This window comes from Candidatus Levibacter sp. Uisw_134_01, assembly GCF_047717795.1.
Taxonomy (GTDB): domain Bacteria; phylum Pseudomonadota; class Alphaproteobacteria; order Puniceispirillales; family Marisalimonadaceae; genus Marisalimonas.
This window is the reverse complement of record NZ_CP159808.1, coordinates 1,135,006-1,161,097: the sequence shown is the minus strand read 5'-3', so window position 1 is coordinate 1,161,097 and position 26,092 is coordinate 1,135,006. Positions and strand designations below refer to the sequence as shown.

22 protein-coding genes and 1 tRNA gene are annotated in these 26,092 nt (G+C 31.1%); 13 read left to right on the top strand and 10 right to left on the bottom strand.

The features are described 5' to 3' along the window. Positions 1 to 948, top strand: a complete 948-nt coding sequence (gene secF / locus ABXT66_RS05960) for a protein translocase subunit SecF (protein ID WP_443642577.1) — start codon at positions 1 to 3, stop codon at positions 946 to 948. Here secF and trmFO read toward each other — a convergent pair. Further along, positions 945 to 2,306, bottom strand: coding sequence for a methylenetetrahydrofolate--tRNA-(uracil(54)-C(5))-methyltransferase (FADH(2)-oxidizing) TrmFO (gene trmFO / locus ABXT66_RS05955; protein WP_443642576.1), 1,362 nt, complete (start codon positions 2,304 to 2,306; stop codon positions 945 to 947). The two genes, secF and trmFO, sit on opposite strands and share 4 nt — an antisense overlap. Position 2,307: 1 nt before the next feature. After that, on the bottom strand, positions 2,308 to 5,181 hold the full coding sequence (uvrA, locus tag ABXT66_RS05950; RefSeq protein WP_443642575.1) for an excinuclease ABC subunit UvrA: 2,874 nt from the start codon (positions 5,179 to 5,181) through the stop codon (positions 2,308 to 2,310). A gap of 146 nt (positions 5,182 to 5,327) precedes the next feature. On the opposite strand from uvrA, the gene ssb reads away from it, so the two are divergent. The 5 genes from ssb (at position 5,328) to ABXT66_RS05925 (ending at position 10,662) form a co-directional block, all read left to right on the top strand. Then, positions 5,328 to 5,804 carry a single-stranded DNA-binding protein gene (ssb, locus tag ABXT66_RS05945; protein ID WP_443642574.1) on the top strand — a complete coding sequence of 159 codons (477 nt, stop codon included), beginning with the start codon at positions 5,328 to 5,330 and terminating at the stop codon, positions 5,802 to 5,804. Between the two features lie 96 nt (positions 5,805 to 5,900). After that, positions 5,901 to 8,522, top strand: a complete 2,622-nt coding sequence (gyrA, locus tag ABXT66_RS05940) for a DNA gyrase subunit A (RefSeq protein WP_443642573.1) — start codon at positions 5,901 to 5,903, stop codon at positions 8,520 to 8,522. 17 nt (positions 8,523 to 8,539) lie between these two features. Further along, positions 8,540 to 9,043, top strand: coding sequence for a pantetheine-phosphate adenylyltransferase (gene coaD / locus ABXT66_RS05935; RefSeq protein WP_443642572.1), 504 nt, complete (start codon positions 8,540 to 8,542; stop codon positions 9,041 to 9,043). A 71-nt stretch (positions 9,044 to 9,114) separates the two neighbouring features. Continuing rightward, positions 9,115 to 9,190: transfer RNA gene (locus tag ABXT66_RS05930), tRNA-Lys, on the top strand. 284 nt (positions 9,191 to 9,474) lie between these two features. Next, the gene (locus ABXT66_RS05925; RefSeq protein ID WP_443642571.1) at positions 9,475 to 10,662 is read left to right on the top strand and encodes a hypothetical protein; all 1,188 of its coding nucleotides are present in this window, start codon (positions 9,475 to 9,477) and stop codon (positions 10,660 to 10,662) included. 8 nt (positions 10,663 to 10,670) lie between these two features. On the opposite strand, the gene ABXT66_RS05920 is transcribed toward ABXT66_RS05925, so the two are convergent. From ABXT66_RS05920 to ABXT66_RS05905, 4 genes are all read right to left on the bottom strand, one after another. After that, the gene (locus ABXT66_RS05920; protein WP_443642570.1) at positions 10,671 to 11,312 is read right to left on the bottom strand and encodes a GIY-YIG nuclease family protein; all 642 of its coding nucleotides are present in this window, start codon (positions 11,310 to 11,312) and stop codon (positions 10,671 to 10,673) included. Between the two features lie 244 nt (positions 11,313 to 11,556). Next, positions 11,557 to 12,579: an ABC transporter substrate-binding protein gene (locus tag ABXT66_RS05915; protein WP_443642569.1), complete on the bottom strand. Its 1,023-nt coding sequence runs from the start codon at positions 12,577 to 12,579 to the stop codon at positions 11,557 to 11,559. After that, positions 12,552 to 13,949 (bottom strand): sensor histidine kinase N-terminal domain-containing protein, encoded by a 1,398-nt coding sequence (locus ABXT66_RS05910; RefSeq protein WP_443642568.1) that lies wholly within the window; start codon positions 13,947 to 13,949, stop codon positions 12,552 to 12,554. Before ABXT66_RS05910 ends, ABXT66_RS05915 begins: the two co-directional genes overlap by 28 nt. Continuing rightward, positions 13,921 to 14,589, bottom strand: coding sequence for a response regulator transcription factor (locus tag ABXT66_RS05905; protein WP_443642567.1), 669 nt, complete (start codon positions 14,587 to 14,589; stop codon positions 13,921 to 13,923). Before ABXT66_RS05905 ends, ABXT66_RS05910 begins: the two co-directional genes overlap by 29 nt. An 89-nt stretch (positions 14,590 to 14,678) precedes the next feature. Between ABXT66_RS05905 and ABXT66_RS05900 the strand changes: the two genes are divergently transcribed. The 3 genes from ABXT66_RS05900 to ABXT66_RS05890 are packed head-to-tail and all read left to right on the top strand — an operon-like array spanning position 14,679 to position 17,724. Beyond that, a complete protein-coding gene (locus tag ABXT66_RS05900) occupies positions 14,679 to 15,671 on the top strand; it encodes a tripartite tricarboxylate transporter substrate binding protein (protein ID WP_443642566.1) in 993 nt (330 codons plus the stop codon). Positions 15,672 to 15,729: 58 nt separating this feature from the next. Further along, entirely contained in the window at positions 15,730 to 16,221 is a 492-nt protein-coding gene (locus ABXT66_RS05895) for a tripartite tricarboxylate transporter TctB family protein (RefSeq protein ID WP_443642565.1), read from the top strand. After that, the gene (locus ABXT66_RS05890; protein ID WP_443642564.1) at positions 16,222 to 17,724 is read left to right on the top strand and encodes a tripartite tricarboxylate transporter permease; all 1,503 of its coding nucleotides are present in this window, start codon (positions 16,222 to 16,224) and stop codon (positions 17,722 to 17,724) included. It abuts the gene before it with no gap. 312 nt (positions 17,725 to 18,036) lie between these two features. Here the strand turns inward: ABXT66_RS05890 and ABXT66_RS05885 are convergent, their stop codons facing one another. Genes ABXT66_RS05885 through ABXT66_RS05875 form a run of 3 tightly spaced genes read right to left on the bottom strand, consistent with a single transcriptional unit; the run spans position 18,037 to position 20,965 of the window. Beyond that, entirely contained in the window at positions 18,037 to 18,852 is an 816-nt protein-coding gene (locus tag ABXT66_RS05885; protein ID WP_443642563.1) for a carbon-nitrogen hydrolase family protein, read from the bottom strand. 32 nt (positions 18,853 to 18,884) lie between these two features. Further along, positions 18,885 to 20,060 carry a vWA domain-containing protein gene (locus ABXT66_RS05880; protein ID WP_443642562.1) on the bottom strand — a complete coding sequence of 392 codons (1,176 nt, stop codon included), beginning with the start codon at positions 20,058 to 20,060 and terminating at the stop codon, positions 18,885 to 18,887. A gap of 11 nt (positions 20,061 to 20,071) precedes the next feature. Beyond that, positions 20,072 to 20,965: an AAA family ATPase gene (locus ABXT66_RS05875; RefSeq protein ID WP_443642561.1), complete on the bottom strand. Its 894-nt coding sequence runs from the start codon at positions 20,963 to 20,965 to the stop codon at positions 20,072 to 20,074. A gap of 164 nt (positions 20,966 to 21,129) precedes the next feature. Between ABXT66_RS05875 and ABXT66_RS05870 the strand changes: the two genes are divergently transcribed. The 4 genes from ABXT66_RS05870 (at position 21,130) to ABXT66_RS05855 (ending at position 25,215) form a co-directional block, all read left to right on the top strand. Next, positions 21,130 to 21,594 (top strand): (2Fe-2S)-binding protein, encoded by a 465-nt coding sequence (locus ABXT66_RS05870; protein WP_443642560.1) that lies wholly within the window; start codon positions 21,130 to 21,132, stop codon positions 21,592 to 21,594. A gap of 4 nt (positions 21,595 to 21,598) precedes the next feature. Beyond that, positions 21,599 to 23,965, top strand: coding sequence for a xanthine dehydrogenase family protein molybdopterin-binding subunit (locus ABXT66_RS05865; protein WP_443642559.1), 2,367 nt, complete (start codon positions 21,599 to 21,601; stop codon positions 23,963 to 23,965). 16 nt (positions 23,966 to 23,981) lie between these two features. After that, positions 23,982 to 24,779, top strand: a complete 798-nt coding sequence (locus ABXT66_RS05860; RefSeq protein WP_443642558.1) for an FAD binding domain-containing protein — start codon at positions 23,982 to 23,984, stop codon at positions 24,777 to 24,779. 73 nt (positions 24,780 to 24,852) lie between these two features. Continuing rightward, positions 24,853 to 25,215, top strand: coding sequence for a DsrE family protein (locus ABXT66_RS05855; RefSeq protein ID WP_443642557.1), 363 nt, complete (start codon positions 24,853 to 24,855; stop codon positions 25,213 to 25,215). A gap of 2 nt (positions 25,216 to 25,217) precedes the next feature. On the opposite strand, the gene ABXT66_RS05850 is transcribed toward ABXT66_RS05855, so the two are convergent. Beyond that, positions 25,218 to 26,042 (bottom strand): SDR family NAD(P)-dependent oxidoreductase, encoded by an 825-nt coding sequence (locus ABXT66_RS05850; protein ID WP_443642556.1) that lies wholly within the window; start codon positions 26,040 to 26,042, stop codon positions 25,218 to 25,220. Positions 26,043 to 26,092: the final 50 nt, after the last annotated feature.

Genomic DNA, 26,092 nt, shown 5'->3' with positions numbered 1-26,092 from the left:
ATGAAATTATTAAGATTGGTACCATCAAATACAAATTTGGATTTTTTAAAGTTAAGAAATTATGCTTTTATTTTCTCTACTATTATTATTCTAGGTACTCTTTTAAGCTTGTTCGTTAATAGCTTAAATTATGGAATTGATTTCAAAGGTGGAATTTTATTAGAGTTAAGAAGTAAAAATATTAATTCATCGAATATTGATGACCTGAGGAGTAAAATATCTACATTAGAGGCTGGTGAAGTTTCTATACAAAATTTTGGTAAAGATGTAGATTTTTTAGTTAGAATTCAAAAACAAGAAGGTGACGAAAAACAACAAATAGCAATGATTGAAAAAGTCAAATCAATTACAAATAAAGATTATGAAATTAGAAGGTCAGAATTTGTTGGTCCTGTAGTTGGTGACGAATTAAAAACAGCTGGTATGTTGGCTGTTGGTTTAGCCTTAATATCAATCATGGTTTATATTTGGTTTCGATTTGAGTGGCAATTTTCAATAGCCGCAATAATAGCTTTAACTCATGATGTAGTTACTACTGTTGGGCTCTTTTCTATTCTTCAATTAGAATTTAACCTTGCTACAATAGCTGCTATTTTAACTACAGCTGGTTATTCTATTAACGATACAGTTGTGATTTTTGATCGTGTCAGAGAGAATTTAAGACGTTATAAATCAAAGGATCATTACTTTATTTATAATAAATCTATTAATGAAACTTTATCTAGGACTATTATAACTTCTGTTACAACATTAGTTGCATTGTTTATTATTTTCTTTTTTGGTGGAGCCGTTCTATCTGATTTTTCTTTAGCAATGATTTGGGGTGTATTAATTGGAACTTTTTCCTCAATATTTGTAGCTGTAGCTATATTGACTTTTTTTAATATAGACAAAGGAGAAAAAATTCAGGATGAAAAGAATGTACCTGAATATGAAAGAAATAATTAATTTTTTATCTTATTAATCCACTCTTTAAAGGCATTAAGGGATTCTGCTGCTTGAATTCTTTTTTTATCTCTTCCTTTTAAATACTTTCTTTTTTTCCCATCTACATTCTCATTATTGTTTACATCAGGCATTAGACCAAAATTAATATTCATAGGTTGAAAGGTCTCAGGGTTAGCGTTTAAAGTTATGTGCTTCAATAACGCTCCATGAGTAGTATTTTCTGGAGGTAATTCAAAGTTAGTGTTGTTAAAATCATTAACTGCTATTAAACCTGACATCAAACCAATTGCAGATGATTCAACATATCCTTCTACTCCGGTTATTTGCCCAGAAAAAATGATGTTTGGGCAACTCTTTAAACGTAAGAAAGAATCTAGAATTTTAGGAGATTTAATAAATGTGTTTCTATGAAGTCCACCTAACCGGGCATATTCTGACTTTTCTAAACCTGGTATTGTTCTAAAAACATCTTTTTGAGAACCATGTTTCATTTTAGTTTGAAAGCCTACTATATTATATAAAGAACCTGATTTATTATCTTGTCTAAGTTGAACTATTGCATACGGTTCTTCATCTTTATGTGGGTTAGTTAATCCTATAGGCTTCATGGGCCCAAATCTTAATGTTTCATCTCCTCTTCTGACAATTTCTTCAATTGGCATACAGCCTTCAAAAAAAGGTGTTTTTTCAAACTCTTTAAATTCCATTTTCGGAGCATCTTTTATAGCATTAACAAATTGATAATATTGTTCTTTTGATAAAGGGCAGTTTATATAATCATCTCCTTCACCTTTATCATATCGTGATTGTTTCCATGCAATGCTCATGTCTATACTTTCTTTATAAACAATTGGTGCTATAGCATCATAGAAAGCTAAAGAATTTTCTTGTGTTTTAATTTTTATATTTTTTGCTAGTTCTTTAGATGTAAGTGGTCCTGTTGCTACAATAACTATTTCATCATTAAATTCGTCTAAGTTTTTAATTTCTTTGTTGATAACATTGATTTCTTTAATGTTTGAGATGGTTTTATGAATTTTTTTTGCAAAATTATCTCTATCAACAGCTAATGCTGAACCAGCTGGAACTTTGTTTAAGTCGGCAGTTTTCATTATAAGAGAGTCTGCTATCCTCAATTCTTCGTGAAGAACCCCAACGGCATTGAACTCTTTATCATCTGATCTAAAAGAATTAGAGCATACTAATTCTGCCAAAAAATCTGTCTTGTGAGCTTCCGTTTTGACCTTAGGTCTCATCTCATAGAGGTTTATTGGTATTCCATATTTGGAAATCTGGAAGGCTGCCTCGCATCCGGCTAATCCTCCACCTATAATGTTAATTTTTTTGAATGTTTGCATATTATTTTAAACTATTTAATAGCTTTTTTAAAAAAATTCCAGTGTGACTTTCTTTTACTTTTGAAACTTCTTCTGGCGTTCCTTTAGCAACAATATATCCGCCTTTATCTCCCCCCTCAGGACCTAAGTCAATTACATGGTCAGCTGTTTTAATAACGTCTAAATTATGTTCTATTACAATCATTGTATTGCCATTATCAACGAGCTCTTGCATAACTTCTAATAATTTTTTTATATCATGAAAATGAAGGCCTGTAGTTGGTTCGTCCAAAATATAAATAGTTCTGCCAGTTCCTTTCCTAGAGAGCTCTTTTGCCAGTTTTATTCTTTGAGCTTCTCCGCCTGATAGTGTAGTAGAACGTTGTCCAATTTTAATGTAACCAAGGCCAACTCTTTCTAAAGTCTCTAATTTTTCATGAATTAAAGGTACAGCCTTAAAAAGTTCGGTCCCTTCAGACACTGTCATATCAAGAACATCAGATATAGATTTATCTCGCCATTTAACTTCTAAAGTTTCTCTGTTATATCTTTTGCCTTTACATTGGTCACATTGTACATAAACATCAGGCAAAAAATGCATTTCAATTTTGATTACGCCATCTCCTTGACAAACTTCACACCTTCCTCCTTTGACATTAAAAGAAAATCTACCTGGTAAGTATCCTCTCGCCTTAGCTTCCGGCAATCCAGCAAACCAATCTCTTATATGATTAAAAGCACCTGTATATGTAGCGGGATTTGATCTTGGTGTCCGTCCTATAGGTGATTGATCAATATCGATAATTTTATCAATTTGAGATATTCCACTTATAGACTTATAGGGTGATGGTATTGAACTGTTACCATTTAATATTTTAGATAAACTTCTTTGCAGTGTTTGTATAACTAGAGTTGATTTGCCACCTCCAGAAACTCCCGTTACGCATGTTAATATTCCAAGAGGAAACTCTACATCAATGTCTTGAAGATTATTACCAGAAGCGCCTCTTAAAGTTATATTTTTATTTGGATTTATCTTCCTTCGAGATTTTGGAATTGCTATGCTTTTAATGCCTGATAAATAATTTCCTGTAATACTATTTTTATTTTCTTTAACTTCTTTAGGTGTTCCTTGAGCTATAATTTTTCCGCCATTAATCCCAGCTCCTGGTCCAATATCTATTACATGATCAGCAATTAAAATAGCTTCCTCATCATGTTCAACTACAATAACTGTGTTGCCTAAATCTCTTAGTTTTTGAAGGGTGTGTAATAATCGTTCATTATCTCTTTGATGCAGTCCGATACTTGGCTCGTCAAGTACATAAAGCACACCAGAAAGTCCTGAGCCTATTTGGCTAGCTAATCTAATTCTTTGACTTTCACCACCTGATAAAGTGCCACTATTTCTAGAAATTGATAAATATGACAAGCCTACGCTTGTTAGAAATCCTAACCTATCATTTATTTCTTTTAAAACTTGTTTTGAGATAGCTAGTTCTTGTTCGTTTAACACTTGGTTTAAATTTAAAAACCACTCTCTAGCTTCTTCTATTGTTAGACGTGATACATCAGCGATGTCATGTTCATTGATTTTGACGCATAGAGTTTCTAACTTTAATCTTTTGCCATTACATTTTTCACAGTCTTTATCTGATTGGTATCTTCCCAGTTCTTCTTTAACCCATTTACTTTCACTTTCTTTTAATCTTCTGATTAAATTTGGAATTATACCTTCAAAAGCTTTATTTGATTTGAAAACTCTAGTTCCATCATTATAGATTATTTCAATTTTATCATCTCCAGAACCATATAAAATTTTTTGTTTTGTTTCTTCTGGAATGTCTGAAAATTTATCATCAATGTTAAATTTATAATGTCTACCAAGGGATTCTAATGTTTGAATATAAAGTTTACTTGTATTCACTGACCAAGGGGCAATGGCTCCGTCTCTGAAAGTAATATTTTGATCAGGTACCACAAGATCTAAGTCAAATGCTACAGCATTACCTAATCCATCACATTTATCACATGCACCTGCTGGGTTATTAAATGAAAATATTCTTGGTTCAATTTCATCTATGGTAAAGCCACTTTCAGGACAAGAAAAGTTAGATGAAAAAACTTCTTTTTCATTGCTGTCTACATCTAAAGTATAAAGTAGCCCATCTGACAGTTGTAGGGTAATTTCAATTGAGTCAGCTAACCTTTGAAGTAAGTCTTTGTTATCTTCCTCAGTAGATTTTTTTATAACTAATCTATCTACAACTACCTCGATATAATGTTTTTTATATCTATCAAGAACAGGTATGTCTTCAATATCATAAAACTCATCATTAATTCTAAGCCTTTGAAATCCTTTTTTTCTTAATTCAATAAATTCTTTTCTATATTCTCCTTTACGACCTCTAACAATTGGTGCAAGAAGATATATTTTACTATCATTTTCTTTTTTAAAGATTTTATCAACCATTTGGCTTACCGTTTGACTTTCTATTGGTAACCCAGTTGCGGGAGAGTAAGGCACGCCAATTCTTGCCCATAATAGTCTCATGTAATCATATATTTCTGTTACAGTACCAACTGTTGATCTTGGGTTCTTGTTTGTAGATTTTTGTTCGATTGAAATAGCAGGGGATAATCCTTCTATTGACTCCACATCAGGTTTTTGCATCATTTGAAGAAATTGTCTTGCATAAGCTGAAAGAGACTCAACATAACGTCTTTGTCCTTCTGCATATATTGTATCAAAAGCAAGTGAACTCTTACCTGACCCTGATACACCAGTCATGACTATTAACTGATCTTTTGGAATGTCAATATCAACATTTTGTAGATTGTGCTCATTAGCACCACGTACCTTAAGAAATTGTTTCATTTGAACTGTTTTGGACATTAAATACTTTAACCCTTGTATAACATAAACTAACCTTCCATTTAGTTAGCTCTGAACACTAAAAAGTCAACCAAAAAGATTAAATTTATGTTTTTTTTAATGTTATACTGTTCTATAGTAATATTAGATTTTATGGAGTGTTTTTTATGAGTGGAAGTGTAAATAAGGTAACGTTAGTCGGAAACTTAGGCCGAGATCCAGAAGTTAGAGCTATGCAAAATGGTGATAAAATAGTTCAGTTGAGTGTTGCTACATCTGATAGGTGGAAAGATAAAAACACTGGTGAGCAAAGAGAAAGGGCTGAATGGCATAGAGTAGTTATTTTCAATGATGCCTTAGGCAGAATTGCAGAGCAATATCTAAAAAAAGGAAGCACCGTATATCTTGAAGGTCAACTTCAAACTAGAAAATGGACAGACCAACAATCAGGCCAAGAAAAATATACAACAGAAGTTGTTTTGCAAAGATATAGAGGTGAGCTTACTCTATTAGGTTCAAGGCCAGATAGTTCTATTAATAATGATAATAATAACACACAAATTGATCAATCAGGCTTCCAAGGGTCAAATGATGCTTCGGCATCTAATATTGCGTCTGACTTAGATGATGAAATACCATTCTAAATTAATATACAAGTTACATTAATTAATAGATATTGTTATAGTTTAAAATAAAAGTTACAATATATTGTATTAAATAAAATTTATTAGGAGTTTTTTGTGTCTGATGAAGATAATAAATCTTTAAATCAATCATTGATATCTATTACAGATGAAATGAAAAAATCCTATTTAGATTACGCTATGAGCGTAATTGTATCTCGTGCTCTACCAGACGTAAGAGACGGTCTTAAGCCTGTACATAGAAGAATACTATATGCAATGATTGAGGGAGGGTATGATTGGTCTAAAGCATATAGAAAATCTGCACGTGTTGTTGGTGATGTTATGGGTAATTATCATCCTCATGGTGATACTGCGATATATGATTCAATGGTAAGAATGGCCCAAGATTTTTCAATGAGATTAATGCTGGTTGACGGTCAAGGAAATTTTGGATCAGTAGATGGTGATCCTCCCGCCGCTATGAGATATACTGAGTCTCGGCTTGCTAGATCATCAGAGAATTTATTGAGAGATATCGATAAAGATACTGTTGATTTTATACCTAATTATGACGAATCTCAATCTGAACCATCTGTCCTTCCGGCAGAATTTCCTAATATGCTTGTCAATGGAGCTGGCGGAATTGCAGTTGGAATGGCAACAAATATTCCACCTCATAATCCCGGTGAAGTGATAAGGGCATGTAAAGCACTTATAGATAACCCTGATTTAAGTTTAGATGAATTAATGGAAATTATACCTGGGCCGGATTTTCCCACTGCAGCTTTGATAATGGGAAGATCAGGCATTAAAGAAGCCTTCAAGACTGGAAGAGGCAGTGTTATAATGCGATCAAGAGCAGAAATTATCCTCACTGGTAAGAATGCTGATAGAGAAGTAATTATAATTACAGAAATCCCTTTTCAAGTTAATAAAGCTTTAGTTTTAGAGAAAATTGGCGAATTAGTAAGAGATAAAACTATTGAAGGAATATCTGATTTAAGAGATGAATCTGACAGAAATGGAATGAGGATTGTAGTTGAAATCAAAAGAGATTCACAGGGCGATGTAGTTCTTAATCAATTATGGAGACATACTAGATTACAAACTAGTTTTCCTGTAAATATGCTTGCCTTAGATCACGGTAAACCGAAACAAATGGGCTTGCTAGAAATACTTAATGCATTTATTAATTTTAGATTTGAGGTTGTAACAAGAAGAACTAAATTTCTTTTAAATAAAGCCCGCAATAGAGCTCACATTTTAGCTGGATTAATGGTCGCTATTACAAGTATAGATGAAATTATAGAGCTAATTAAAACTTCATCTGACCCTGAAAATGCTAGAAATTTATTATGTTCAAAATCATGGCCTGCCAAAGAAGTTCAGGGTTTTATAGATTTAATAGATGATCCAAGTCACCAAATTATTGATGGAGTTTATAATTTATCAGTTTTGCAGGCAAAAGCTATTTTAGAACTTAGGCTTCAAAGATTGACGGGAATGGAGAGAAATAAATTAGAAAAAGAAACAGAAGAATTATCTGAGCAAATAAAAGAGCACTTAATAATTTTATCTGATAAATCTAGATTAACAAATCTTATACAAACTGAGCTTGATGAGGTGTTAAAAAGGATTGACGACCCTCGTCGAACTGAAATCAATGATAGCGCAGTTGACCATGATGATGAGGACCTAATTCAAAAAGAAGACATGGTCGTTACGGTAAGTCATAGAGGTTATATAAAAAGAGTATCATTATCTACTTATAAAGCACAAAGAAGAGGCGGAAAAGGAAGATCTGGTATGAAAATGAGAGATGAAGATACTGTAACTTCACTCTTTGTAACAAATACTCATACACCAATCCTGTTTTTTACTTCTTCAGGCATGGTTTATCAATTAAAATGTTATAAACTCCCAGAATCTGCTCCCCAAGCTCTTGGTAAACCGATGATAAACCTGTTGCCTATAGAGCAAGAAGAAAAAATTCATACTGTAATGCCAATGCCTGAAGATGAAAGCTCATGGGAAAAGTTACAAATTATATTTGCTACAAAGAATGGTAATATTAGAAGAAATCAACTTAGTGACTTCACTAATATTAGGCAAAATGGAAAAATCGCAATGAAGTTAAATGAAAATGATGAACTCGTTTCTGTTATTCCATGTGGTGAAAAAGATAACATACTTTTAGCAACAAGACTTGGTAAAGCAATAAGGTTTGATGTTCATGATGTTAGAGTTTTTGTTGGTAGAGGATCTTCTGGTGTAAGAGGGATAAGGTTAAAGCCAAATGACTTTGTTGTGTCAATGTCACTAATACCAAATGAAGAAAAAAGGTTTGTATTATCAGTCACTGAAAATGGTTTTGGAAAAAGAACTCCTATTGAAGACTATAGAAAGACTAATAGAGGTGGTCAAGGTGTTGCCAACATTGAATGTTCAACTAGAAATGGTCCTGTAGTTGCTTCTTATGTGGCTTCTGAAGATGACCAAATAATGCTAGTTACAAACTCAGGTAAATTAATAAGAATTAGGGTTCATGGTGGAGAAGGTGATTCAATCAGAGTTGCTGGTAGAAAGACGCAGGGTGTAACATTATTTGATGTTGATAATGATGAAAAAGTTGTGTCAGTCGCACTTTTAAATGAGAGTGATGATGACGACGATGATGAAGTTGAAGACCGAGATACTACTGAAATAAATGATGCCGAAAATAAAAATGACAGTTAAATTTATAGAGATTTAATTTGAAAAGAATTGCATTATATCCAGGTACTTTTGATCCCGTTACTAACGGTCACCTAGATATTATTTATAGAGCAAGTTCTTTATGTGATTTATTAATAGTGGGTGTAGCGGAAAATATTGGTAAAAACCCTTTTTTTAACGTTTCTAAAAGAAAATCTTTATTAGAAGATTCAATTAAAATAAAATCTGAGAATAAATCAAGAAATTTTGGAGAAATAAAAGTTAAAAGTTTTAATAACTTACTCATAGATTTTGCTCGATTAAATTCTGTTACTATGATTATAAGAGGATTGAGAGCAGTTTCAGACTTTGATTATGAATTTCAAATGGCTGGGATGAATGCCAGGTTAGCAAGTGATATTGAAACAGTTTTTTTAACTGCATCGGAAAGACATCAATTTGTTGCTTCGCGTTTTGTTAAGGAAATTGCACTTTTAGACGGTGATATTAGCTCTTTTGTTCCAGAAAATGTTGTGAAGGCAATAGAAGTTAAAAAAAAGTAAAAAAAATAAGAAAATTTATAACTTAAAACTTGATTATAATACTATTATCAAATAGTTTCATTTTTGTCTTAGGGCGCGTAGCTCAGTTGGTAGAGCAATTGACTTTTAATCAATGGGTCACAGGTTCGAATCCTGTCGCGCTCACCACTTTTCCTCTAATGGATTGTGGTAACAAATACAATGACTTAGCCAACAACTCATTGAAAACATTACCTAATTTAAAACACCAATCCCTAAAATGTACCTATTTGATACCTAATACATACCTAAAAAATAGGTCAAAAATAGGTGTTTTTAGCCCCAAAATAGTCTGTAAAAAGCTGTTAGATTTTTTTCTTTTATCTAGACTTTGCCACTCAGGAGTTGAGCTTAGTGCTAGAATTTGTAGATTACATATATATAATTTGGGTGGGACGAATATAGAAACTATTATGTCTTTAAACCGTTTATCATCATTTTATGCCTTGATGGATGGACAAAATACCGATAATAAGCGGGATGAATCACATTTATTCTATAACCCAAAATACCCTGATTCACAATTTTTTGGGATGTGGGGAGTTACTAATGACAATGAACTTTCTTTAATTGGTCCAGATATTTTTCGTCACTCTTTGAGCTTTATATCTAATGAATATGGTCTCCAAAGTAATTTTTTACCAAAATTATTACAAAACCCTTATGTATCATATCCAGAAGTTGGTAACTTAAATATTATAGAAAATAAAAAATCTATAGAGAGTATTTCAGACTTACTGAAAGAAGTATGTGATCTTTCAATTAAAACTAGAGGAGAAAATCATCCCACCTCATTAGCATTAAAACTTAATCTGGCTAACAGATTATATTTTGATATGAAACTAAAAGATGCACAATTAATTATCAAAGAAGTTTATAAAGAAATGTTGTCATTATTTAGTTTTAATGATGAGAGAACCACAAAAGCTCTTCATATTGAAGGTAACATTGAATTTGAGCTTGGAAATTTTCAAGAAGCTAAAAAAATATTTAAAAAACTAATTTCTAACTCAGAAAGAAAATATACAAATGAGATAACAATAAATGAATGGCGTTCAAAATTAGCAATTATAGAATTAGTGTCTCAAAACTACGAAGCTGTTGAAAATTTATGTTATGAAGGATTGATATACTTTAATAATACTAATTTAGATAAATTTTTTTCTATCTCTGAAGATAGAATATTTTTGTTAATTGATAATTTATTAAAAGAATTTCGTTCTGGAATAAAAGCCCCATCATTTTCATCTGAATATAAACCTGACGAGTTAGAAGACATCATCAATTTTTATTCTAGTAGAGGATTATTTGAAGTCTGCTTATTTATACTAAACAGTCAAGGGGATCATAAAAATTTTAAAATCAAAGAAATTTTGATATTAATGCGATCACTTAGTTTGCCAAGAATTTTTAGAACTAATATTAATTATTTATTTGACCTTATGACACCAAGACAACAAAGGTGTGTCCGTTTTAGATATGGGTATGGTATGAACACGACGCATTCATTAGATGAAATTGCAATGCAATTTGACGTAACTTCAGAAGAAATTAAAAAAAATATTTTTGATGGGTTTAAAAGTATAAAAATATGGAATTAATAGTTGCTCTATTTTCCCCAATGTAATAATTGATATTCATGCTCTAACCCTTTGTTTTTTTTATTAAAACTAATCCAGTCATTATTTGTTGAATTGTAATCTATTGATTTTATAATTAATTCTATCATTCTGTGGTGTTGGTTACTTAATTCTTTTTCAATGTATTGTAATTTATCTTTATAACTAACTTCCGCGATAAGATTTTTATCAATTGGATTGATAGTAACTATATAGCAATCATCAAGTTTATAATTTGTATTTTTCGTTAATATTTCTTTAGCTATAGATCTCCAGCCCTTATCTCTTTCATTAGTATGGTTTATGCCTTGTCCTAAATAACTTCCAAAAACTTTAACAATATGTTTACTTAGCCTATCTTGAATATTATCACTGGCAATTCCAACATAGTACAGTTTTCGATTAGTAAAAAATATCATATATATACCGCTAAAACAGTATTGTTGGGCATAGTTACTTTCTGGTTTGATATAATTTTTATAACTTTTTAGATTTGTTTGCCTAAAATTTCCGGAAAAGGATGGGAAACATCCATTTTTGGTTTTTCTATACTCACCATTCCATGCAGAACGATCTTCAAAGAAAGAAAAATGATCTTTAAATTTAACTGGTTTGTTTACTTGATATTTCAATTAAAATCTTCCAATCAAGTTGTATAATATATAAATTCATAATTCTTTATAAAAGTAATAATGAATTTGGTCAAAAAATAAAGATAAAAAGTAGCAGGTAAAGCACAAAAGAAGATGCTTAAAGTTGGATTCAAAGTTTTACAACTAATAAATCATTTAAATCAATTTATAAGACTGAAAAAAATTAAGAAGAAAACTGAATAGTATGACAGATCAGAAATAGTCTTTTTAACTAATGTTAATATTATTGAAATAAAGCTTCATTCCATTCGCTCAAAAATCTTTCTCTTTTTAATTTATCTAAGTATACAAGTAACCCTGTGTCTAATCTTATTAATTTTATATTACCCTTCTTAAAAATTTTTTTATTTTTAATAGATAACATTCCCTTTTGTTCCAAAATTCTTTGTCCGGGCTTGCTTAATAAAAACTTAAGAAATATGTTAGCGTTTGCATAGTTTTTTGAGTTTTTGGGAATAATCGCAGATCTAAGTAATAATAATGTATAATCATAAGGGTAAACTACAATTAAGTTTTTGTGCTTCCTTGCTCTTTGTTCTGCATATGAACCAATTATATTGTAAGCTATATAGCTCTCTCGTGAATTAACAGCATCCAGCATTTTGCTTGAACAACAGACTACTCTTGTTTTCAAGCTACCCATCACCTCAGCAAGTCTCCAAAAGCTCTCAGATTGACGTTCGTCTTGAGAAGCAAAAAGAAAACCCGCACCTGATTTGTTAATGTCATATGTAATAATTTTTTTATAAAATTTTTTAGGATTATTTCTTAATATAGATATTAAATCTCTTCTAGTTTTAGGTATTTTGATATTAAAATCAGCTTTTGAAATCACCGTTACTATTGGTTCTATCGAAAATCCAACAATTTGTTTTCGCCACATGCTCCATTCTGGTATTGGTGATTTTTTAATATTTTCTATATCAATAGCAAATCCATCATTTGCTAATTTCATTTGAAGATCCATTGCAGAAGAAATCACTAAATCAAAATTACTCTTATTAGAGTTTTTAATTTCTTTATAAATATCACTTGTTGATGCAGTAACATAACGAACTCTGATTTGCTTGTTGTTTTTTACAAACATCTTTATTAAAGGTTCAAAAACTTCTACATCAGTTGAAGATAGAATATTTAAATCTGGATATTTTTTTTTTGCTCCATATTCGTTAATAGTCTCAATAACTAATGAATTTGCTTTAAAAGTAATCAAAAATATTAGCAAAAAAATTGAACTGAAATACAAAATTCTTTCTCCTTATATTTTAATATTTTAAATTGTCCATTTAACCCTAAAATGATCTCATTAACTAAGCTTAAGCCTAGTCCAGAACCAACAATATTTTTGGAATTTTGACCTCTATAAAATCTTTTAAAAAGTGTAGATTTTGAAGTATTTAACTTTTTATTAATCTGATTGTTGATTTTTATTTCATGGACATTATTAAAAAATTTGTAATCCAAATTGATATTGGTTTCTATTGGAGCATATTTGATTGAATTATCAATTAAATTTCTTATGGCTGTTTCAAATAAAAGTTTATCTGTAACTATAAATTTACTTTTAAAATTAAAGGTTGTACTAAAGTTAATATCTTTTAGTTCAGCCGCGGGTTTAAATACATTTATTAAATGGACTAAAGATTTTGTAATTGAAAAGTTTTCTTTTTCGAGTTTTTCTAATCTGTACAAAACCATGGCATTGTCTAATAATTGAGTTGTGTAACGATTGGTCTCATCAATTGATCTAATTATATTTCTTAAATGCGCTCTATTACTCTTTGTTTTTGATTTTAAAAATGCAATTTCACTTTCTGACTTTACTATAGCTAAAGGTGTTCTTATATGATGCGCTGCTTCAGCAACAAAAGTTTCAGTTGTTCTCAAAACACCTCTAAATTTTTTTACAAAAGAGTTTAAAGATAAAATAAGAGGTGCTAATTCTATTGGTACATTATTTTTAACAAGCGTTAGATCGTTTGGTTTTCTTTTATTTAAATCATTAGCTAGTAATGTTATTGGTTGTAATGCTATGCGAGTAGCCAATAAAACTAAAATAATAGATAAAACCATGAAAATTAGAATAATGAGTAATAAATTATTTGTAATTTGACTTGAGATACTTGATTGAAAGTTTAATGTTTGTCCAATTTGTATGAATAGTAAGTTTTTTTTACCATTAACATAAATAGAGTGTTTTATTGCCGCAACTCTAATTTTTTCATTTTCAAATATTAAATTATAAAATATTGGTTTTCTTAAATTACCATATTTTAAAACCATTGGAAATTTTTGATAACCAGTTAAAAATTTATCATTATAATCAATTTTATAAAATAATTTATCTTCACTTATAGCTCCTAATAATGAAAATGTATCATAAGGTAAATCTAAGCTAATATCTTTGTTTGAAGTATAAAATTTATCAATTATAGAGTTTAAAGAAGCAGTTAAAAGTCTATCTTGAGTAGTTGTCATTACTTGATTTGTTATATTTTTTATTAAAAAAAATAAACTGAAAGCAATTAAAATAGTCACTATACCTAATTGGAGAACTAAGCGTTGCTTGATTGAGAGGTTTGGAAAGTTAATTTTTTGTAGTAAGTTTATAGCCAATTCCTCTCATGGTTTCTAAAATAATATTACTTTTTTCAATTTTTTTTCTTAAGCGTGCCACATAAACTTCGATTGCATTTTCAGATACGATGTCAGATATAGAAAAAATTCTATCAGTTATTTGATTTTTTGAAAAAATGATATTTGGTGAATTAAAAAAAATTTCTAATAATCGTAATTCTCTATTTCTTAAAGATTGAGCATGACCATTAATTTCTATAGTTGCAGTTTGTGGAAAAAGATTAACATTACCAAATGCCAAAGATTGTTGATGATTGTTGTTTTTTCTTCTTAATACGGCTCTGCATCTAGCTTCCAATTCAATAAATTCAAATGGTTTAATGATGTAGTCATCAGCACCTAAATCTAAAATATCAACTTTATCAGAAATTTCAAATTTAGCAGTCATGACAATAATAGGTGTTAAATTATTTTTTTTTCGTAATTTCTGTAAAAAATTACGTCCATCACCATCAGGAAGCATAATATCTAACAATATTATATCATAGTGAGTTATTTCTACATAATGGTAAGCATCTTCTAGATTATAAGAAATATCTGCATTATTTCCGTTCATACTGAAAAAATTTTGAAGAGTGTCGGCAAGTTTTTTTGTGTCTTCAATAATTAATGTTTTCATTTCTCACTCGTGTAAGCTTCATGAAAGGTTAATGATATTTAATAAAAATGTAAAGATCATATAAGTTTAATAAAATTTGGGAGAACAAAATGAATTTATATAAATTAACTCTGAATACATTAAGCGCTTTAATTGTAACTACAAGTGTTTCTTTGTTTTCAACTATATCTCTTGCAGATGGTCATAAGGTATTAGATAAAATACACTTCCTTATACCTGGTGGTGCTGGTGGTGGATGGGATGGTACCGCGCGTGGTACCGGTGAAGCCCTAACTAAATCAGGATTAGTTGGTAAAGCAACTTATGAAAATATGTCAGGTGGTGGTGGTGGAAAAGCTATTGGCTATCTGATTGAAAATGCAAAAAGTAACCATGGAACTTTAATGGTTAATTCTACACCAATAGTTCTTAGATCATTAACTAAAGTGTTTCCTCATAATTTTCGTGATTTAACATTAGTCTCTGGAACTATAGGTGACTATGCTGCATTAGTAGTGCCAACTAAGTCTGATATAAAAGACATGAAAGGTCTAGTTTCTGCATATAAAGCTAATCCTTCAAAGGTTGCCATTGGAGGTGGTTCTGTTCCAGGTGGTATGGACCACCTAGTGGCTGCAATGGTAATGCAAGCAGCAGGAGCAAATCCTAATGATGTTAAATATATAGCATATGATGCTGGTGGAAAAGCCATGGCAGGTTTGTTATCTGGGGAAATTAAAGCTTTATCTACTGGATTTTCTGAAGCTGTTGCAATGGCTAAAGCAGGTGAAGTAAATATTATTGGTGTTACTTCTGATAAAAGAGTAAGCGCTTTTAATAATGCTAAAACTATGAAAGAACAAGGAATAGACACTTACTTTGTTAATTGGAGAGGTTTTTTTGCTGCACCAGGTCTGCCAAATGACAAACTTGAAGCTTACAAAAAAGCTATTAAAAAAATGTATGATACTCCTGAGTGGGAAGCAGTTAGATCTAGAAATGGTTGGGAAAACATCCATAACCCAGGTGATAAATTCAAAACCTTTCTTGCAAAACAAGAAAATGAAATGAGTACATTAATGAAAAAATTAGGTTTTTTATAAAAATACCTCCTCATCTATCCAGGAGGTATCTTCTGGATAGATTCATTTGGGGTTTAAAATGAAATTAGAAAAATATATTGCATTAATTTTATGTTTGATTTTCATTCTATATGGTTATGAAGCATTCTTTACGATGGATGAATTACTGCCACCAATACTTAAAAGAAATCCAGTTTGGCCATCCACATTTCCTAAAATTTTGGCTGCCTTTGGTTTTTTTATTTCAATATTAATTTTACTTAATATTGAAATAAATGAAGTTAACACTTCTGAAAATTTAGATTATAAAAAAGTTACTAATCATAGTTATTTTAAAGTAATTTTATTAATACTAGGAATGGTTTTATATGCTTTGAATTTAAGGTATTTGGGCTTCATTTTCTCTTCCTTTCTCTTTTTATCATTAAGTAGTTTTTTGCTTGGAGAAAGAAACTTTGTTAAATGTTTAATTATTATTCTTATATCAACAATAAGCATTTGGTATCTAGTAAATGAAGTACTAGGAATTTATATGAATCCTTATCCATTATTTTTAAAGGTTTTTATTTAAATGTTAGATGGTTTTTTAATTGGATTAGAGACAGCATTTTCTATCAAAAATTTATTTATGGTTATTGGAGGCTGTATTATAGGAACATTTATTGGTATGTTGCCTGGATTAGGTCCAATGTCAATTATAGCAATTATGATACCCATAGCTATATCTATAGGTGATCCATCAACTGCTCTAATTTTATTGGCAGGGGTATATTATGGCGCTGTTTTTGGAGGGTCTACTTCTAGCATTTTGATAAATGCGCCCGGAGTGGCATCTACTGTTGCTACTAGTTTTGATGGTTATCCATTAGCAAGAAAAGGTAAAGCGGGGAAAGCGTTAACTATTGCTGCTATATCTTCCTTTTTTGGTGGAACTGTAGGAGCAATTTTATTAGTTTTTTTTGCACCAACTTTAGCCTCTTTTGCTCTTTTATTTCATTCAGCAGAGTATTTTGCTTTGATGATAGTTGGCCTATCTGCAATAGCTGCATTCGCAGGAAAGGGACAAGTGACAAAGGCATTACTAATGACTGTTACAGGTTTAATATTAGCAACTATTGGAGAAGGAGCGCAATTTAACATGCCTCGTTTCACAATGGGAATAATGGACCTTCAGTCGGGCATAGGTTTTATTACAATTGCGATGGCAATGTTTGCTATACCAGAAACATTATTCTTAGTGTTAGATCCTAGCCGTTCAGAAACCAAAAAAAATAAAGATTCTGAAATAAAAGATTTACGAATAACAAAAAAAGAATTTAAAGAAATATTTCCTGTTATATCGAGACAATCTATTCAAGGTTTTTTAATTGGAGTTATGCCAGGAGCTGGGGCAACAATTGCTTCTTTTTTAGGATATGCCGTTGAAAGAAATATAGCATCAAATGAAGATAAGAAAATGTTTGGTAAAGGGTCAATAAAAGGGTTGGCTGCTCCTGAGAGTGCTAATAATGCAGCCTGTACTGGATCATTTGTTCCATTATTAACATTAGGTATTCCTGGCTCAGGCACAACAGCAATTTTGTTAGGTGCTTTAATAGCGCTAAATGTTTCACCAGGGCCACGTTTAATGATAGATCAGCCAGACGTTTTTTGGTCAGTTATAATATCTATGTATATTGGAAATTTGATACTATTAGCTTTAAATTTGCCTTTGATTCCATATATTGCAAAAATTTTAACAATACCAAGAACTTACTTAATTCCATTTATCTTATTTTTTACATTAATGGGAGCATATATTGGCCAAAACAATTCTACTGAGTTACTGATATTAATAATTTTTGGGGTTATAGCAACAATTTTAAGATTTGCATCTTACCCTCTTGCGCCATTATTGATAGGTTTTATTTTAGGTCCAATGTTAGAAGATAATTTTTCTAGATCTACACAATTGTATGATGGGATTGGTTTTATTTGGGAAAGGCCAATGACGTTAATTATGTTAATTATATCTTTATTAATGATAATATTGCCTTCAATCAAGTCTAGGTTTAGCAGTAAAAAACCTTTTTAATTTAGCTGTTAAGAATGCGAAGAAACCAAAGAAGCATAAAGCTAGGTTTACAGGTAAAAAAGTGTCTTGTTAAACAATTTAACCTGTCTTTTAGATATAAATTATAATAGCCACAGTAAAAAAACATAATGGTATATCTTGTACTGCCTAGTGGTAAAAATTCCCTAATCTAAAACACACTTACCAATGTATAGAAGAGATGGAGATAAATTAACTGAAAATTGGATATTTTTTTGATTTTTTACATTTTTGGAAAATGCAATGTGTCGGAGTATTTGCTTATATTTAAATAATATTTTGATAAATATTAAACTAAAACTCTTTAATTATAAATTTTTTGTCGTGCTGTAGACTTGGAATCTGATTTCTGTATTTCTCCACAATACTTACGTCAATCGAAGTAGTTATAAGACCTCTATTTTCTCCACCATCTTTTATAATTTCACCCCAAGGATTTATTATCAAACTATGACCATAACTTTCTCCACCTCCGGGAATTTTACCTGCTGCACATGGTGAAACTACAAAAGCAACATTTTCAATTGCTCTCGCCCTATTCAAAACATGCCAATGAGCTATACCTGTGGTTTTAGTAAATGCAGCTGGAATAGCTATAACTTCAGCACCTTTTTGAGCAAGCTTTCTATATAAATTTGGAAACCTTATGTCATAACAGATACTAAGTCCGATTTTACAATAATCTGTTTTAACTAAAACCCCTTCATTACCAGAATCTATTGTTTTACTTTCATAATGCTCTTCACCATTAACAAATATATCAAACATATGAATTTTGTCGTATTTACTTACTACTTCACCATTATTATTTAATAGAAAACTTCGATTTACGATTTTATCATTGTCTAATTTAATAGCAATTGAACCAATCAAACACCAAACAGAATTTTTTTTACAAAAATGCCTCAACTCTTGAAGAAATAAATGTTTATTTTCTTTATCTGAAGGAGGAGTATATAATTTACCGTTTGAACTGATACCGCCGCAGTATTCTGGTAAAAATAAAAAATTTACATCCTCATTTTTTGCCAAGGATGCTAAATCCAAGGCTTCGTCAAGAGCTTCTTTAATAGATCTTTTAGGTTCAGTTTGTAAGCAAGCAATTTTCAAATTTATAATCCTTTATTATTTTTAAACTTAAATTATAAAATTTTTTCAACTAAGTGTTTAATTGAATTAACGTTGTGAATAGGAATAAATCTATCAACTCTTTTTAAAATTGTCTGGATACTTTTTACTTTTGGTTCAAAATCCTTATATCTTAATAATGGGTTAAGCCATATTAAGTTTGATGCAAACATAGACAGTCTTTTTATCTCCGTTGCTAAGTTATTCTCATCATCTCTTTCTAAGCCATCAGAAATAAGTAATAAAGTTTGATTGTGAGTTAATGTTCTTCTAGCCCACTTCTGATTGAACTCGTGAATTGAACTTGCTATCTTTGTTCCTCCTGACCAGTCAGTAACTGAAATTCCAATCTTATCTAATGCAAAATCAACATCTTTATTATTAAGTAATTTGGTTATTTTTGTTAATTTTGTTCCAAAAATAAAAACTTCTATATTTTTATGAATTTCTAATAATAAGTGACTAAAAAAGAGCATAATTCTACTGTAACTTTCCATTGAACCTGAAATATCTATTAATATTACTAATGGTTTATTTTTTTTAAATCTTGCTCTGTATACCAAGTTTATTAACCCATTATTCTTCAATCCTTTTTTAATAGTCTCCTTTGGTGATATTTTCATGCCATTATCTAATTTATTCCATCGTCGTGTTTTATCTTTTTTAAAGTTTATTAATAATTTTTTTATTTCTTGTTTAGCTACATTTATTTCGTCTAAAGACATCATTTCAAAATCTTTTGATTTAATAGTTGATTTATTTGACCATGACATCTGAGCATCAAAAACTACTTCGTCTTTTTGATCTTCTTTTTTATCTATACTTGGTTTTTGTATAAGGTCATTAATTCGTTTTATAGTTTTTTCTTTTTTATTTTCTGGTGCTTTCTGATTACCTATTTGTGGTAACAATAAATTAAACATTTGTTCCATTATTTTTGGATTTTGCCAAAATAAATAAAAGCATTGGTCAAATATTTCTTTATCTTCATTTCTATTTATTAAGTTTGAAAAGAGTGCCCAATAAAATTCTTTTCTATTACCAATTTTTAGAATTTTAATTGATTTAAGAGTGTCTATAGAAGATTTATTTCCAACTTTAACACCAGATTTTCTAAGTAATCTAATAAAACGTAAAATATTATCTAGAAGTTTTGTTTCTTTATTATCAATAGAAGGTGTTGAATTCAATATTTTTTACCTTACTTTCTATTAATTAGAGATATCTCAGTTTGGATTATTGTTAATATTTTAGCTGCTTCACTTTCCTTTAATTTTCTAATGTCATCTTGATTTTTTAACAGTGCTCCAATTGTGGACTCTAAAACCTCAGGATCAATTGTAATATAATTTAACTCTACCATTGCCTGAGCCCAATCAATTGTCTCTGCAATTCCTGGTTGTTTGAAAAATTCAATTTTTCTTAATTCTTTAACAAAATGAACAATTGCAACTGATAAATCTTCTCTAATATTTGGAACTCTAGATTGAAGTATTTTTAATTCTTGTTCAAGATCTGGATAATCAACGAAATGATAAAGGCACCTTCTTTTTAATGCGTCATGTATTTCTCTAGTTCTATTTGAAGTAATAATAACAATAGGTGGCTCTTTGGCTTTAATGGTACCAATTTCTGGAATAGTTATTTGCCAATCTGATAATATCTCCAAAAGAAAAGCTTCAAAAGGGGGGTCAGCTCTGTCAATTTCATCAATTAATAAAATAGGGAAGTTATCAGTATTATTAATAGATTTAAGTAAAGGTCTCTCTTGAAGGAATTTTTTTGAATAAATATTTTCTGTATCGCCTTTTTGAATAGATATCATTTGTGCTGCAAAATTCCATTCATACGCAGCTGAAGCCATATCTAAACCTTCATAACATTGAAGCCTTATGAGTGGTTTATCTAATATTATTGATAATGATTTAGCTAAATCTGTTTTACCTACACCAGCTTCTCCTTCAAGAAGAATTGGTTTTTTGAGTTTTAGCGTTAAATATATAGCAGTACTTAATCCGACGTTAGATATGTATCCTACTTCAGAAAGGCTTTCTGAAATCTGATCTTTCTTAGTAATATTATTGATTTCAAGCATAAAATGCTCCCAATTTTGTCAAGTATTTATCTTGTTAACTAAAAAAAAATAGCTATTTGCATAAAAATTATGCAGAATTTAATTGTGATTAATCTATCACATATTAAAATTTTTTAAAGTCGCAGATTTTTGAAAAAAAATATTGCTTTTGGGGGAGGCTTTTAATGGAAATATCTTTAAAGATAAATGGTAAAGAGATAAACGCAAATGTAAAACCAAACACTTTGTTATCTACTTTTATAAGAGAAAATTTAAACCTTACTGGAACACATATTGGTTGTGATACATCTCAGTGTGGTGCTTGTGCAATTCATTTAAATGGTGACGCAGTTAAATCTTGTGCTTATCTAGCAGTGCAAGCTGATGGGGCTGAAATTGTAACTATTGAAGGTATTTCAAATGGTGACGAGTTACATCCTATGCAACAAGCTTTTCATGAAAATCATGGGCTTCAATGTGGTTATTGTACTCCGGGTATGGTTATGAGTGCAATTAAGTTAGTAGAAAATAATCCTAAAATGACAGAAGACGATATTCGTAAGGGGTTAGAGGGTAACATATGTAGATGTACAGGTTATCATAATATAGTTAAATCAATCAAAGATGCTGCAACAGTAATGGGGAGATAGTTAAATGCCAGACGGAAGCGCAACAGGTATAGGTGTATCAGTTAAAAGAAAAGAAGATTATAGATTTCTTGTAGGTGAAGGTAATTATACAGATGATATTAATAGGCCTAATCAAACTTACTCATACATGTTTAGGTCTAATACAGCTCATGCAAATTTTAAAATAGATGTCAAAGATGCTTCTAATGCAAAAGGAGTTGTCAAAATATTTGTAGGCACTGATATGGAGGTGGGAAGTATTCCATGTGGTTGGCAAGTTGACTCTAAAGATGGAACTCCAATGCGAGAACCTGCGCACCCTCCTATTGCAAAGGATAAAGTAAGATATGTAGGTGAAATTTTGGCTGTAATAATCGCAGAAAGCATAGAAGAGGCTAAAAATGCAGCTGAATTAATCGAAGTCAGTTTTGATGAAAAGCCGGTTATAATTAATATGAATGACGCCTTAGATAGTTCTAAAGGTCTAGTTCATGAGGAGATAGAAAGTAATATTTGTTATGATTGGGAAATTGGTGATAGTGAAGCTGTTGACACCGCGATGTCAAATGCTGCTCATATAACTAGTCTTGATATAAGAAATAATAGATTAATCCCTAATGCTATGGAAACCAGAGCAGCTATTGGTGATTATGAGCATGCAACGGGTAATTATACTCTTTATACAACAAGTCAAAACCCTCATGTAATAAGATTGTTAATGGGTGCTTTTGTATTAGGTTTACCTGAACACAAACTAAGAGTTATTGCTCCTGATGTAGGTGGTGGTTTTGGTTCCAAAATTTTTCATTATGCTGAAGAAGCAATTGTTACATGGGCTTCTAATAAAATCAGAAGACCTGTTAAGTGGACATCAGACAGAACTGAAGCTTTTATTTCAGATGCTCATGGCAGAGATCATGTAACATCAGTAAAGTTAGCTTTAGATAAAGATGGAAAATTCTTAGCTTTGAAAGTTGATACGTTAGCTAATATGGGTGCTTATTTATCAACTTTTGCTTCAAGTGTCCCAACATATTTATATGCAACTTTGTTGGCTGGTACTTATACAACCCCAGCAATACACTGTAATGTTAAGTCTATATTTACAAACACTGTTCCAGTCGACGCTTATCGTGGAGCAGGTAGACCAGAAGCTACTTATTTAATTGAACGAATTGTTGATAAAGCAGCCAGAGAAATGGGTATTAGCCAAGTTGATTTAAGGCGAAAAAACTTCATTCCTGTTGACGCTTTTCCTTATCAAACGCCAGTCGCTCTTCAATATGATAGTGGAAATTACACTGCAACATTAGATACAGCTCTTAAAAAGGCAGATTATGACGGTTTCTCTGCTAGAAAAGCTGCATCTGCTAAAAAGGGTATGTTAAGGGGTATTGGTTTTTCTACTTACTTAGAGGCATGTGGTATTGCTCCATCTGCAGTTGTAGGCTCTTTGGGAGCTAGAGCAGGATTATTTGAGTGTGCTGAGGTAAGAGTGCATCCTACAGGTTCTGTTACGGTTTTCACAGGCTCTCACAGCCATGGTCAAGGCCATGAAACAACTTTTGCTCAATTAGTAAGTGATAAATTGGGTATCTCAACTGATATGGTTGAAATTAGTCATGGTGATACAAATAATATTCCTTTTGGAATGGGTACTTATGGTTCACGTTCATTAGCAGTTGGCGGGGAAGCAATAGCAAAGGCTATGGATAAAGTTGTTGCTAAAGCCAAAAAAATTGCTGCTCATATTATGGAAGCTTCAGCAGATGACATTGAACTTAATAATGGTAATTTTGAAATAGCAGGTACTGATAAGTCAATGTCATTAGCTGATATTTCTCTTGCAGCATATGTTCCTCATAACTACCCACATGATGAGCTGGAACCAGGCTTAGACGAAAAAGCTTTTTATGATCCACTTAATTTTACTTACCCTGGAGGTTGTCATATATGTGAGGTTGAAATCAATCCTAATACTGGTGAAGTCAAGGTTGAGGGTATGACTGCTGTAGATGACGTAGGAAAAGTAATTAATCCTATGATCGTAGAAGGTCAAATACACGGAGGTTTAGCTCAGGGTATTGGTCAAGCTCTTTTAGAAAATGCAGCTTATGATGATAATGGTCAATTATTATCTGGCTCTTATATGGATTATACAATGCCAAGAGCTGACGATCTAGTTAATTTCAATGTTGGTAATGAAGTTACACTATGTACTCACAACTCATTAGGAGTAAAAGGCTGTGGCGAAGTTGGTGCAATTGGTTCTCCACCTGCCGTCATTAATGCGGTGGTTGATGCATTATCGGAACTTGGTGTTGATGATATTTCAATGCCAGCTACACCTGAAAAAATATGGAACGCTATTAATAATGCTTCAAAAAAATAAAATAATGGAGAAATAAATGTATGAATTACAATATACAAAGCCTTCAAATACCACATCAGCTGTAGCAGAATTTGATAAATCTCAAGAAGGGAAATATCTTGCTGGTGGAATGACTTTAATTCCAACTTTAAAAGCAAGGTTAGCAACGTCAGATTTATTAATAGATCTAAAAGATTCTAATCTTAGTGGTATATCTGTTACATCAACTAACGTTGTCATTGGATCAATGACAAGGCATTGTGACGTAGCAAGCTCTGTAGACATAAAAAAATCTATTCCTTCATTAGCCAAGTTAGCAGGAGGTATAGGCGACCATATGGTAAGAAACTGTGGAACAATGGGAGGTTCAGTTGCAAATAATGACCCTGGCGCCTGTTATCCCTCAGCAGTTTTAGCTTTAGATGCTACCATTACAACAAATATGAGGTCTATATCATCAGAGGATTATTTTATAGGAATGTTTGAAACAGCTCTTAATTCAAACGAAATTATAACTCAAATCACCTTTCCTATCCCTGATAAATCTGCATATATTAAATTTCCTAATCCTGCTTCTAGGTATGCCATGGTTGGAGTTTTTATGGCTAAAACCGGTAATAAAGTTAATGTTGCTATAACAGGGGCTAGTGAAAATGGAGTTTTTAGATCATCTGAAATTGAAAATGCTCTTTCTTCTAGTTGCACTTTAGAATCGCTTGATACTTTGAGCATATCGTCTGATGGTCTGATTAGTGATATTCATGCAAGTAGTAATTATAGAGCTAATTTGATTAAAGAAATGGCAAAAAGAGCTTTAAAAGAAATAATCACATAAAATTTTAATTTAGATTTGAATTCTATATCAATCTTAATAACCATTATAATTTTAAAATTATAATGGTTATTAATTGTCTAGTATTTTATTTCATATAATTTCAGGTCCAAATGACGCCTCAAAAGCAATGTTAGCTTTTTTGCTCGCAAGAACTGCCACTGAAGAGGGGCACCGAGTTGAAGTGTTTCTTTCCGGAGACGGTGTTCAGTTAGTAAGAGATATTATAATTGATAACTTGGTTGGATTGGGTACTGGTAAATTAGAGGAGCATATGAAAATACTTAAAGAAAAAGGTGTATGTTTATATGTTTCTTCTATGTCATGTGAAAATAGGGGAATAACTAATAATGACCTTCAAGGTAAGGGGATTAAAAAAGTTTTACCAAAAACTTTGTTAGATTTAGTTCTTTCAACCGATAAAACCCTGATATATTAAGTTTATTGGCTCATTACAAATCCACCATTTGGTGAAAGAGTTTGTCCAGTAACAAACTTAGCTTCCTCAGACGCCAGATATACTGCTGCCCATGAAATGTCTTCTACTTCTCCAAATTTTTTCATAGGAGTGCCTGATTTTACTATTTTCTTTACATCTCCAAGACTGCTAGTCATATCTGTATCTATATAGCCTGGGGCAATTGCATTTACTCTTATATTTCTTGAGGCTAGTTCTCTAGCTGTAGCTCGAGTGAACCCTAAAATTGCAGCTTTAGCAGCAGAGTAATGGGGAGAGGAAGGGCCACCGGTTGTTCCAAGAACAGATCCCATGTTAATAATAGAGCCTTTATTTATGTTATTCATAATCTTTAGAGCCTCACGTGTGCAGAAAAAAGTACCATTTAAATAAATCGATATCATAGTAATCCATTCTTCGTCACTCATATTGACTGTTACATCAAAATGGCTTTCAATTTTACCTGTTTCAGAAAATTCTTTGCTTTGTTGATTATTAATTTTAATTCTTTCATCAAGTAAATCTTGCCTTTTCTCAAAGCCATTTATACCTGCATTATTAACGAGTATATCTAAATGTTTAAATTTGGTTTCAATTTTACGAAATACATTTTGAACACTACTGGAGTTTGAAACGTCCATATAATAAGCATTTCCATTTAATTTGTTAGCTGTTTTCTGAGCTTTGTCTATATTTATGTCGCATATGATGACTTCTGCACCTTCGTTAAAAAAATGCTGTGCAATGGATGCTCCTAAACCTTTAGCTCCACCAGTGATTAATGCTATTTTGTTTTTTAATCGGTTCATATATCACCTCAAATTTATGTTATGAAATTATAGGATCATATATCAAATTA